This window comes from Pseudomonas sp. PSPC2-3 (genome assembly GCF_049898265.1).
Classification (GTDB): Bacteria; Pseudomonadota; Gammaproteobacteria; order Pseudomonadales; family Pseudomonadaceae; genus Aquipseudomonas; species Aquipseudomonas veronii.
In genome coordinates this window covers 234,882-247,087 of record NZ_JAFCXJ010000004.1, presented here as the reverse complement: position 1 = coordinate 247,087, position 12,206 = coordinate 234,882, and the positions used below count along the sequence as shown (strand labels likewise).

The following is a 12,206-nucleotide window of genomic DNA, read 5'->3' as shown; positions in this document are numbered from 1 at the left end:
GAAGTCATGTTCAAGCGAAACACCAGAGCCCTGGGGGGCGCCGCCTTGTGCGGCGCCCTGCTGGTCAGCGGCTGCGCCAACCAGATGTCGCAACGCAGTGAGCACGAGGAGCGGGTCGAGCGTAAGTTGCTCGACCACAGCCTGCAGATCGATGTAGGCGAACCCAAAGTGCTGGAGCTGCCGCAACGTCGGGTTCGCATTCACGAGCAGAAGACCTTCGAGGTCACCGAATTCGAAGTCACCCGTCGTTACGACCGCTACACCCCCTACCAACCCTGGCGCAAACTCTATGAGATGCCGCTGGGCGCGGTCGCTTTGGTGGCCGGCGCGGGCGCCAACGTGGCGAATATCTTCGCCCTCGGCAACCTGCCGACCAGCATGACCCACGATTGGCTGAGCTACGGCATCGACGGCATCAACCCGTTCATGAACGTGCAATCCCACGGGCGTGCGCAACAGAACCTGGCGGGTATCGATGAAGTCCAGCGCGACAAGCGCGTGGAGTATTCGAGCCTGCCCTGGAGCGAACGCCCGGTGCAGGTCACCGCCGGCAGGCAAGTGTATGAAATGACCACCGACCGCAACGGCGTACTGCGCCTGAACCTGTTGGACAGCCCGTTTGCCGAGCAGGATCTGAACCGCATCAGCACCTTGAAGATCAGCGTGGAAGATAGCCAGGACGACGTACATTCGGACTCGACCCTGGCGGTGAGCCACACACTGCGCGGCAAGTTGCTCGAAGCCCACGGCCTGATCTACGACGACCTGGAAGACGACGAAGTCAGCCAGTGGGTCCACCGGGTCAAGCGCCTGTCGGAGCTGGGCCTGGAGGAAGAAGCCAGCGAACTGGAGCAGAGCCTGATCGAACTGACCCACAATGATCCGGAGTTGCAGCAGGAATTCCTGCAAGCGCTGACCAAGGACGCGGGGCGACTCGTCGCGGATCCTGGCGCACGCTGAGCCCTCGAAAACGCTGTAGATCTAAATGTGGGAGGGGGCTTGCCCCCTCCCACATTTGGTTTCCGGGTTCTACCAGGAGAGTTCGAGTTGTTCATTGCCACTGCTCAGGTCGAGCAACCGCACCCCAATCCCCAGCAACCGCACCGGCTTGCCACCGCGATTGAACGCCTGGGTCATCAGCTGTTGATAACTCTCCAGGTCCCGCCCTGCCCCCGCCTGCTCCAGGGTCGTCTGGGTAAAGTCATGAAACTTCACCTTCACGAACGGCTTCCCCGCGCGGTAACTGCTGTCGATGCGCGCGATGCGTCCAGCCAGGGTTTCCATCAGTTCAGGCAGTTTCGCCAGGCAACTTGAAAGATCTGGCAGGTCCACATCGTAGGTATTTTCCACACTGATCGATTGCCGACGACTGTCGTTCTGCACCTCGCGCTCATCTATCCCACGCGCCAGGCTCCACAGTCGCTCGCCAAAACTGCCGAATTCGCGCACCAGCGCCAGCTTGTTCCATTCGCGCAACTGCAGGCAGTCTTCGATCCCCAGGCGCGCCAGCTTGTCGGCGGTCACCTTGCCCACGCCATGCAGCTTTTTCACCGGCAATATCGACACAAAGTCTTCGACCTGGTCCGGGGTGATCACAAACAGGCCGTTGGGTTTCTTCCAATCACTGGCGATCTTGGCCAGAAACTTGTTGGGCGCCACACCGGCGGACACGGTGATATGCAATTGATTCGAGACCCGGCGGCGGATGTCCTGGGCAATACGCGTGGCGCTGCCGCCAAAATGCGGGCTGTCGGAGACGTCCAGGTAAGCCTCATCCAGGGAAAGCGGCTCGATCAGGTCGGTATAGTCGCGAAAGATGCCGTGGATTTCCTTCGACGCTTCCTTATAGGCATCCATGCGCGGCTTGACGATGGTCAGGTCGGGGCAGAGCTTCAAGGCATGGCGTGATGACATCGCCGAACGCACCCCATAGGCCCGCGCTTCGTAGTTGCAGGTTGCGATCACCCCGCGCCGATCCGCCGAGCCGCCGACGGCCAGCGGTTTTTGCGCCAGGCTCGGGTCATCGCGCATCTCGATGGCGGCGTAGAAGCAATCACAGTCGACGTGGATGATTTTGCGCTGCGTCATATATAAGAAGGGGAGCAATCCAACGGATGGGCAGTATCGCACTCACCCCTGTATATAGCACCAGTAGTTTGAATCTTCCGCTTGAGCGGTAGGAAAATTCTCAGATGAATTTATTTTCTCAATCGAATTTAACCTGCCAATAGAGCTGAAACCCTCGGCCAGACTGGCCCCGAAGGCTCAACCTGGCTGTGATGGAGAGCTAACCGATTGAAGCACAAGCGCTTTTCTTCGATTCATAGGTTGACACCCCTGCGTTGCGCTGTAGAATGCCGACACACAGACGCGGGATGGAGCAGTCTGGTAGCTCGTCGGGCTCATAACCCGAAGGTCGTCGGTTCAAATCCGGCTCCCGCAACCAGTTTTAAGTACACGTCAAACACCGCCACGACCTCACCGTCGCGGCGGTGTTTTCGTTTGTGCTGATTTTAATGACTGAGACTGAGGGCGATGGCCGCGCCCGGTTTCGGCTCGATTGCTTGATAAAAATCAACGTTATGTACAGCCCTTGGTTGGTAACGTTTACCCGGATGGGCAAGCATCGGAATTCACCTGCCGCCACGGATGAAATAACGCGCTCGCGTTTGCGTCTCGCGGCCTGACAGGTGCTGGTGTACGCCTCAATCGATCTTCACGCCTCCCCACTCAAGGATCGGATCATGACGGCCATCCCGAGTAACGATGCAAAGTGGTCTTGGCGGCGTGTCACAAGGATTGTTCTGATCCTTGTCATCGTCTTGGCAGCCGGCGCCGGTGGCGCCTGGTACTGGTGGCAAAGCCAGCAAGGCAAGTTGCCCGAGGGCATTGTCTCCGGGAACGGCCGCATCGAATCCGACCAAATCGACATCGCCGCGAAGCTGGCCGGACGCGTGCGCGAGGTGCTGGCCCGGGAAGGCGACCTCGTCGCCGAAGGCCAGGTGCTCGCCCGCCTCGATACCACGGAGTTGCAAGCGCAACGCGCCAAATATGCCGCCGACGTGGCTTCCGAGGAGGCCTCGATGCTCGAGGCAAAGGCGACTGTCGTGCAACGGCAGGCAGAACTGACCCTCAAGGAAGCAAAGCTGCGCCGCGCCCTCAAGCTGATCGTCACCGGGGCGATCAGTGAGGACAACCGCGATGAGGCGCAGGGCGAACGCGATTCTGCGCGCGCCGTTCTCGACGCCGCGCAGCGGACCGTGACCGCGCGCGAGCGTTCGGTGGTGGCCGCACAAGCCCTGGTTAATCAGACCGACGCCCAGATCGCCGACACCATTCTTGTGGCGCCCGTGCAGGGGCGTGTTCTGTATCGTCTCGTCAACCCCGGGGAAGTCGTTTCGGCGGGCGGAAAGGTGCTGACGATCATCGACCTGTCCGAAATCTACATGGAGATTTATCTCCCCTCCGAACAGGCCATGCGCGTAACGATCGGGTCGGCCGCGCGAATTGTGTTCGACGGTGCCGACTTCGCCGTGCCGGCCAAAGTGAGTTTCGTGTCGCCGGACGCGCAGTTCACCCCCAAGCAGGTCGAGACGCGCAGCGAACGCGACAAGCTTATGTTCCGGGTCAAGCTGCGCATCCCGCCGAGCCTCATCGCGCGCCACCTCAACCAAGTGAAAACGGGCACCCGCGGCATCGGCTATGTGCGCCTCGATCCGAACCCGCCCAATTGGCCGGACACCCTGCAAAAGCGCATTCAGGCCGATCCTGTCGACGCTGAGGATTGATAATGGAGACTCGCGCAGCGCTGATTGCCGAGGTTTCCAACGCGAGCCATGTCTATGGCAAGGTTCTAGCGCTCGACAATGTCTCGCTCGCACTGCCGAGCGGCCAGATGACGGGCATCATCGGCCCTGACGCCGCCGGCAAGTCCACGTTGCTCGGCCTGATCGCCGGTGCGCGGAAGATGCAGACCGGATCGGTCGAGGTCCTCGGCGGCAGCATGAGCAATGCCCGGCACCGCCGCTCCGTCTGCACACGCATTGCCTATATGCCGCAAGGGCTCGGCAAAAACCTCTATCAGGAGATCAGCGTCCGCGAAAACCTGGCCTTCTTCGCCACCCTCTTCGGCCTGTCCGCATCGGAACGTGACGCACGCACCCGGCGCCTGGCGGCGGCGATAGGCTTACTCGCGTTTCTCGAGCGGCCGGCCGGAAAGCTGTCGGGCGGCATGAAGCAAAAGCTCGGCCTGTGCTGCGCGCTCATTCACGACCCCGACCTGCTCATTCTCGATGAGCCGACGACCGGCGTCGATCCGTTGTCGCGTCGACAGTTCTGGGACCTGATCAGCGAACTGCGGCGCGAGCGACCGACGATGAGTGTCGTCATTTCCACCGCCTATATGGACGAGGCCGGCCAATGCGATTGGCTCATCGCAATGGATCACGCCCGCGTGCTTGCCTGCGGCACCGCGGATGAGCTGCGCGAGAAGACCGGCCAACAAGACATCGAAGCGGTGTTTGCCGCCCTGCAGCCGGGGCACAAATCGACGGCGCAGCGCTTCGTCATTCCGCCGCGCCAACCAGGCAGCGAGGCGCCGGTCATTGTCGCGAGGAATCTGACACGCCGTTTCGGCAGTTTCACCGCGGTCGATAACGTCAGCTTCGCCATCGAGCGCGGAGAAATCTTCGGCTTCCTCGGCTCGAACGGCAGCGGCAAGACCACCACCATGAAGATGCTGACCGGACTCCTGGCGCCAAGCGAGGGAGAGGCCGAGGTCTGCGGCAAACCTGTCGATGCCAACGACCTGTCGGTCCGCCAGCGCGTCGGCTTCATGTCGCAATCGTTCTCGCTCTATGGCGAACTCACCGTGCGGCAAAACCTGCGTCTTCATGCACGCCTTTTTCATCTGGCCGCGGACCACGCTAACGCGCGTATCGCCCAGCTCATGGTCGATGTCGGCCTTGTCGACTATGCCGACACCGAAGCGAACTCGCTGCCGCTCGGCGTGCGACAGCGCCTTTCGCTGGCCGTGGGGATCGTTCACGACCCCGAGTTGCTGATCCTTGACGAGCCGACCTCGGGCGTCGATCCGCTGGCACGCGATGAATTCTGGCGTTTGCTCGGCGATCTCTCGCGAACCCGCAATGTCACGATCTTCGTCTCCACGCATTTCATGAGCGAAGCCATGCGCTGCGACCGCATCTCATTGATGCACGCAGGTCGCGTCCTCGTCTGCGACACACCGCAAAACGTCATTACCGCCAAGGGCAGCGCGAATCTCGAAGAGGCGTTCATCGCCTATATCGAGGATGCCGAGCCCGCTGCGCCCGCGCCCTCCGTGGCGGATGCCGAGGCGCAGACCCAGCGCGATGCAGCGGCGTTGTCGCCCAGCCGCTCGACCTTCATGCCGCTGCGCCGCCTCCTGGCCTTTACCAAGTGCGAGACGTTGTCGCTTATGCGCGATCCGGTGCGGCTCGCCTTCGCCTTCCTCGGCTCCTTCATCATGCTGTTGATCTTCGGCTTCGGCGTCTCCAGCGATGTGACCAACCTCACCTATGCGGCGTTCGACCACGACGACACGCCGGAGAGCAGAGCCTATCTCGCCAACTACTCGAGCTCCCGATATTTCACCGAAAAGACGCCGATCCACAGTGTCGACGAAATGCAAAGGCGCCTGAAGTCGAACGACATCACGCTGGCCATCGAAATCCCACCTGGCTTCGGGCGCCTGGTAAAGCGCGACTCGGATTGGCAGGTATCGGCCTGGATCGACGGCGCCAACACCTCGCGTGCCGCCACCATCGAGGGTTACGTCGAGTCGGCGCACAACCTCTTCGCCGAAGAGAGAAAGCGCCAGTCCAGCGACGTAGCGAGCAAGAAACCGACGACCAGCATCGTGATCCGCAACCGTTACAACCCGACGGCCGAGAGCATTTATGCAATCGGGCCGGCCGTGCCGGCGATGTTGCTCATGATGTTTCTCGCCATTCTCACAGCCGTCAGCGTTGCCCGTGAAAAGGAGATCGGCACGATCACGAACTTCTACGCCACGCCCACGACGCGCCTGGAGTTCCTGATCGGCAAACAACTGCCCTACATTGGCGTCGGCATGATCAATTTCTTCATCATGACCGTGACCGTGCGGTTCCTCTTCGATGTTCCGCTCAAGGGCGACGGCCTCACGCTGACCCTGGGCGCGCTGTTCTATGTGGCGGCGGCCACCGGCTACGGGCTGTTCATCTCGACGTTCACCTCAAGCCAGGTCGCAGCGGTGTTCGCCGGAGCGGTGCTGTCGATGCTGCCGACCATGCAGTTCTCCGGCATGATGCAGCCCGTCTCGACGCTGGAGGGCGGCGCGCGCCTCATGGGGTACCTCTGGCCGACGAGCTATTACATGCACATGAGTGTCGGTGCGTTTACCAAGGGGCTTGGCTTCACCGACATGGTGACCGACCTGCTCGCGCTGAGCCTGTTTTGCCCGGCCTTCTTATTGCTGTCCGCGCTGCTCCTGCGCAAACAGGAGAAATAAGATGCAGAGTCTCTCCAACATTTTCTGGCTCGGCGTCAAAGATCTGCGCACCCTCTCGAAGGACCTGATGATGATCCTCTTCATCATCTATTCCTTCGGCCTCAGCATTTATATGCAGTCGACCGGAGCCGGCGAGACCGTCAACAATGCCTCCGTGGCGATCGTCGACGAGGACCACTCCAGCCTGTCGCGATCGATTGCCGGACTGTTCTATCCGCCGTACTTCCAGGCAGCCAAGATGATCAGCGCCGCCGACATCGATCGCGGCATGGACAACGGCCTTTACACCCTCGTCATCGTGATTCCTCCGCACTTTGAAGCGGATGTGCGAAAGGGCCGCGATATCGAAGTCCAGGTCAACGCAGACGCCACCGCAGTCCAGCAGGCGTCCCTGGGGTCGGGCTATATCCAGAACATGGTGACCGACGAAGTCACGCGCTACCGACAGGAGGCGCAGCAAACCACCGGGCTGCCCTCCGATCTCGTCGTGCGCCGCGCCTTCAATGCCAACGGCACACAATCCTGGTTCCGCGCGATCGTCGGCCTTGCCGATCAGTTGTCGATGCTGATCATTATCCTGACCGGCGCGGCGCTCTTGCGCGAGCGCGAGCACGGCACGATCGAGCACCTGCTGGTGATGCCGTTGACGGCCTTCGAGATAGCGCTCGCCAAAGTGTGGTCGAGCGGACTGGTGATCTTCATCGGCTTCATCTGTTCCCTGTTGTTCGTGGTCGAGGGCCTTCTCGACGTTCCGATTGCCGGCTCGCGCGGTGTGCTGCTGCTCGGCACCCTCATCTATATCTTCGCCACGGCAGCGATCGGCATCTTTCTTGGCACCCTCGCCCGCACCATGGCGCAATTTGCCCTGCTGATGATGATGGCCGTCATGCCGATGATGATGCTGTCGGGCGGCATGTCGCCCATCGAGAGCCAGCCGCAATGGGTCCAGTACGTGACGTGGTTTTTCCCGTCGCGGCACTATGTGAGCTTCATGCAGGCGATCGTGTATCGAGGCGCGGGCCTCGATATCGTGTGGAAAGAGTTCGTGACGGTCCTGGTGATGGGCGTGACATTTATCGCGATGAGTTTGCTGCTGTTCCGCCAGTCTGTTGCGACCTTGCGCTAAGGCTTTTTTGCGCCTGCCCGCGTCAGGCGTGGACGATTGTCCGACAAAAAACCTTGCCCGAGCGCGCACTTAGCGCATTTCGTTGAGATTCAACGGCCAATTTGCACTTATTTGACCCAACGGACCATTAACGGTTGACACTCCGCCGCTGGGCTGTAGAATGCCGGCCACAGACGCGGGATGGAGCAGTCTGGTAGCTCGTCGGGCTCATAACCCGAAGGTCGTCGGTTCAAATCCGGCTCCCGCAACCAAACATCAAAAAAGGCTACTCGAAAGAGTGGCCTTTTTTGTATCTGACAAAAAAGTTCTTCTGAAACAATGACATGGCATCTTTCATGAAACCCTAGACGTTTCGTGGAGTCCATTTCATCGCACGCTATGCTTGATCCTTCTACGACCAATGGCCGCAGTCGCCGCATCCGGTGATCCGCGTTAATATTTGTAATTATTTTGTCCATAGGGATTGGTAACTTGGCTGGATACCCCCATCCTGTCGCGCACAATCCACGAGGTGATTGATGCGCGCCAACTCGTCTGAACCACAAGACCCTGTCACAGCGACACAACCGATCACTCCCACCCGTTTGCGCTGGCTGGATCTGTTAAGCAAGTATCGGCAACCCATCGGGCTGGCCGTGACGCTGTTGCTGTTCGCAATCGCCCTGATCGCCTGCCGACACCTGCTGCTGGAACTGGATCTCTACGCCCTCCACGACTCGATCCTGGAAGTACCCAAACCGGCGTTGTTGGGCGCGTTCGTCGCCGCCATCGCCGGCTTCGTCATTCTATTGGGCTATGAGTTCTCCGGCGCACGCTATGCCGGGGTGAAACTGCCCCGCAAGACCCTCGCCCTCGGCGGCTTTACCGCCTTTGCCATCGGCAACGCCATTGGCCTGTCGATGCTCTCGGGCGGTTCGGTGCGTTACCGTTTATATGCGCGCCATGGCATCGGGGCTTCGGAAGTCGCCCGCATGACTGTGTTCGCCAGCCTCTCCCTGGGCTGCGCCCTGCCGCCGCTGGCGGCCTTGGCCACCTTGAGCAACTTGCCCGCCGCGTCCACTGCCCTGCATGTGTCGCAAGGCTTGCTGGGGGCGATTGCCGGCGTCGTGTTGCTGTTGTCGGCCGCGCTGTGCATCGGGATTTATCGCCGTCGCCTGCCGGAACAGCCCTACGCGGACAACCTGCTGGTCAAGGTCGGCCGCCGCACCCTGCGCCTGCCCGGTCGACGCCTGACGTTCCTGCAACTGATCATCACCGCGCTGGACGTCGCCGCTGCCGCCACCGTCCTTTATATGCTGCTGCCGGAAGCGCCACCGTTCGGCCCGTTCCTGCTGGTGTACCTGCTGGCGCTGGCCGCTGGCGTACTCAGCCATGTGCCGGGTGGCGTCGGGGTGTTCGAGGCGATCCTGCTCGCGGCCTTTGCCGACAAGCTCGGCGCCGCGCCATTGGCCGCCGCCCTGCTGCTGTACCGCATGATCTATGTGGTGCTGCCGCTGCTGATCGCCTGTGTGTTCCTGCTGGTCAACGAGGCCCAGCGCCTGTTCCAGACCCAGCAGAGCCTGCGCGTGGCGTCGGGCTTCGCCGCGCCGGTGCTGGCCGTACTGGTTTTTTTGTCCGGCGTGGTCCTGCTGTTTTCCGGCGCCACGCCGGAGATCGACTCACGCCTGGAAAACATCGGCTTCCTGATTCCCCACCGCCTGATTGACGCCTCGCACTTTGGCGCGAGCCTGATCGGCGTGTTGTGTCTGTTGCTGGCCCAAGGCCTGCGTCGACGCTTGTCGGCGGCCTGGATGTTGACCATGGTGCTGCTGCTGACCGGCGCCCTGCTCTCACTGCTCAAGGGCTTCGACTGGGAAGAAGCCAGCCTGATGACCATGACCGCCGTGCTGCTGGCGATCTTCCGCCGCTCCTTCTACCGCGCCAGCCGACTGACCGAATTGCCGTTCTCGCCGCTGTATCTGGTAGCCAGCGTGTGCGTGCTGGGGGCTTCGATCTGGCTGCTGCTGTTTGCCTATCAAGACGTCCCGTATAGCCACCAACTGTGGTGGCAGTTCACCCTCGACGCCAACGCCCCGCGCGGCCTGCGCTCGCTGTTGGGGGCCGCGGTGCTGCTGGTGATCGTGTCGCTGACCTGGCTGCTGCGTACCGCGCGCCCGGTGATCCACCTGCCGACAGCCGAAGAACTGGAACGCGCCACCAAGATCCTGATGGCCTCATCGCAACCCGACGGCGGCCTGGCGCTGACCGGCGACAAGGCGCTGCTGTTCCACCCCAACGACGAAGCCTTCCTGATGTACGCCCGTCGCGGGCGCAGCCTGGTAGCCCTGTACGACCCGATCGGCCCGACCCAACCCCGCGCCGAGATGATCTGGCAGTTCCGCGACCTGTGCGACATCCACCATGCGCGCCCGGTGTTCTACCAGGTACGCGCGGAAAACCTGCCGTACTACATGGACATCGGCCTGACCGCGATCAAGCTGGGCGAAGAAGCCCGCGTCGACCTGAAACGCTTTGACCTGGAAGCCAAGGGCAAAGAGATGAAGGATTTGCGCTACACCTGGAACCGTGGCACCCGGGATGGCTTGTCCCTGGAGATCCACGAACCGGGCACGGCGCCGATGGACGAACTCAAGGTTATTTCCGACGCCTGGCTGACCGGCAAGAACGTGCGGGAGAAGGGGTTTTCCCTGGGACGCTTCAGCGACGACTACCTCAAGCACTTTCGCATCGCGATCATTCGCTTCGAAGGGCACCCGGTGGCCTTCGCCAACCTGCTCGAGACCTACAGCCACGACCTGGCCAGCCTCGACCTGATGCGCGCCCACCCCGATGCGCCCAAGCTGACCATGGAATTCATGATGGTCGGCCTGATTCAACACTATAAGAGCCACGGTTATGCTCGCTTCAGCCTCGGCATGGTGCCATTGTCTGGCCTGCAACCGCGTCGTGGCGCGCCGCTGACCCAACGCCTGGGCTCGATGGTGTTCCGCCGTGGCGAGCAACTGTATAACTTCCAAGGTTTGCGCCGCTTCAAAGACAAGTTCCAGCCTGACTGGGAACCCCGTTACATGGCCGTGCCCGCAGGACTTGATCCGCTGGTGGCACTGGCCGATACCGCCGCCCTGATCGCAGGCGGCTTGACTGGATTGGTGAAACGCTGATGATTCGACGCTCCTGGCGGTATGTATTAGCCTTTGTGGTGCTGCTCGCCGTGGTCCTGGGTGGCGGCTATTGGTACTGGAACCGCCCTGCCCCACAGCCGACCCTGGAGCAACTGCCCCAGGCCGATGGCTCGGTGATGACCCGCGTCACCCCGGCCGGCACCCCCAAAGCCCGCGTGGCCGTGGCGGTGATGGCTGACGAGACCCTGACCGACAGCCAACTGATTGCCCTCAGCCAGGGCGGCAAGGCGCAGATCGTGCAGGTGATCCTGCCCAAGGATGACTGCACACTGCAGCAACAGGCACTGCAAGGCGCCCTGAGCCAGCTCAAGGGCCCTGCGACGCTGGTCAGCGGCATCGGCCCTGGCGCAGCCCTCGCCTGGCGCTGGCTGGCCACACAGAACGACGACAAGGCCAATGCCATCTCCGTCGGCTTCGCCCTGGTGCAGGAAGGCTGCAAAGACCCGTTGCCGAAAACCGCCGCTCACGGCAACTGGCTGGTGGCGTGGAACGACAACCCTGACGATGAAAGCGCCAGTTTCGTGCGCGACACCCCGCGTGCCACCACCAGCATCAGCGACTACGACATTCACTACCCACAAGTGCTGAATAACGAACTGCGCAAGCAACTGGTCGGTTCGGACAATGGCGGCCTGGCGATTCCAGTCGTGGAAGTCCCGGCAGGCCAGGCCAAGGACACCGTGACCCTGTTCCTCTCCGGTGACGGCGGCTGGCGTGACCTCGACCGCGACGTGGCCGGTGAAATGGCCAAGATCGGCTACCCGGTCGTGGGCATCGACACCCTGCGCTACTACTGGCAGCACAAGACTCCGGAACAAAGCGCCAAGGACCTCAGCGAGCTGATGCAGCACTATCGGCAGAAATGGGGCACCAAGCGCTTCGTACTGACCGGCTATTCGTTCGGCGCCGACGTGTTGCCGGCCATCTACAACCGCATGCCGGAAAGCGAGCAGCAGCGCGTCGACGCAATCATCCTGCTGGCGTTCGCACGCACCGGCAGCTTTGAAATCGAAGTGGAAGGTTGGCTGGGCAACGCCGGCAAAGAAGCCGCGACCGGCCCGGAAATGGCCAAGCTGCCAGCGGCCAAGGTGGTGTGCATCTACGGTGCCGAAGAGGTCGACGAAAGCGGCTGCACCGACAAGACCGCCGTCGGCGAAGCGATCAAGCTGCCGGGCGGGCACCACTTCGATGAGAACTACCCGGCGCTGGCCAAGCGTTTGGTGGATATCATCGTCAAGCACCAGGCCAAGGCCGAGTAATTCCGCGCTGTACGCAAAACCCAATGTGGGAGGGGGCTTGCCCCCGATAGCGATAGGTCAGTCATACCGCTATCGGGGGCAAGCCCCCTCCCACATTGGGGTTGGAA

The 12,206-nt window shown here is 61.7% G+C and carries 7 protein-coding genes and 2 tRNA genes; 8 read left to right on the top strand and 1 reads right to left on the bottom strand.

Annotation, left to right across the window (positions count from 1 at the left end; genetic code table 11):
* The first annotated feature begins 6 nt into the window (after positions 1 to 6).
* Positions 7 to 960 (top strand): hypothetical protein, encoded by a 954-nt coding sequence (locus ACP7E3_RS11105; RefSeq protein WP_426123120.1) that lies wholly within the window; start codon positions 7 to 9, stop codon positions 958 to 960.
* Positions 961 to 1,029: 69 nt separating this feature from the next.
* Here ACP7E3_RS11105 and dinB read toward each other — a convergent pair whose 3' ends face one another.
* Positions 1,030 to 2,088 (bottom strand): DNA polymerase IV, encoded by a 1,059-nt coding sequence (gene dinB / locus ACP7E3_RS11100; RefSeq protein ID WP_046382209.1) that lies wholly within the window; start codon positions 2,086 to 2,088, stop codon positions 1,030 to 1,032.
* A gap of 281 nt (positions 2,089 to 2,369) precedes the next feature.
* Here dinB and ACP7E3_RS11095 point away from each other — a divergent pair.
* From ACP7E3_RS11095 to ACP7E3_RS11065, 7 genes are all read left to right on the top strand, one after another.
* Positions 2,370 to 2,446, top strand: a tRNA-Met gene (locus ACP7E3_RS11095).
* A gap of 298 nt (positions 2,447 to 2,744) precedes the next feature.
* Positions 2,745 to 3,788, top strand: coding sequence for an HlyD family secretion protein (locus tag ACP7E3_RS11090; RefSeq protein ID WP_057004563.1), 1,044 nt, complete (start codon positions 2,745 to 2,747; stop codon positions 3,786 to 3,788).
* Between the two features lie 2 nt (positions 3,789 to 3,790).
* Entirely contained in the window at positions 3,791 to 6,532 is a 2,742-nt protein-coding gene (gene rbbA, locus ACP7E3_RS11085; RefSeq protein WP_079444617.1) for a ribosome-associated ATPase/putative transporter RbbA, read from the top strand.
* Position 6,533: 1 nt separating this feature from the next.
* Positions 6,534 to 7,658 carry an ABC transporter permease gene (locus ACP7E3_RS11080; protein WP_046382207.1) on the top strand — a complete coding sequence of 375 codons (1,125 nt, stop codon included), beginning with the start codon at positions 6,534 to 6,536 and terminating at the stop codon, positions 7,656 to 7,658.
* Positions 7,659 to 7,832: 174 nt separating this feature from the next.
* Positions 7,833 to 7,909 (top strand) — tRNA-Met (locus ACP7E3_RS11075).
* Positions 7,910 to 8,176: 267 nt separating this feature from the next.
* Positions 8,177 to 10,819, top strand: coding sequence for a bifunctional lysylphosphatidylglycerol flippase/synthetase MprF (gene mprF / locus ACP7E3_RS11070; protein WP_057004564.1), 2,643 nt, complete (start codon positions 8,177 to 8,179; stop codon positions 10,817 to 10,819).
* Positions 10,819 to 12,099, top strand: a complete 1,281-nt coding sequence (locus tag ACP7E3_RS11065; RefSeq protein WP_046382205.1) for a virulence factor family protein — start codon at positions 10,819 to 10,821, stop codon at positions 12,097 to 12,099. The genes mprF and ACP7E3_RS11065 overlap by 1 nt, the downstream gene beginning before the upstream one ends.
* The last annotated feature ends 107 nt before the right edge of the window (positions 12,100 to 12,206 follow it).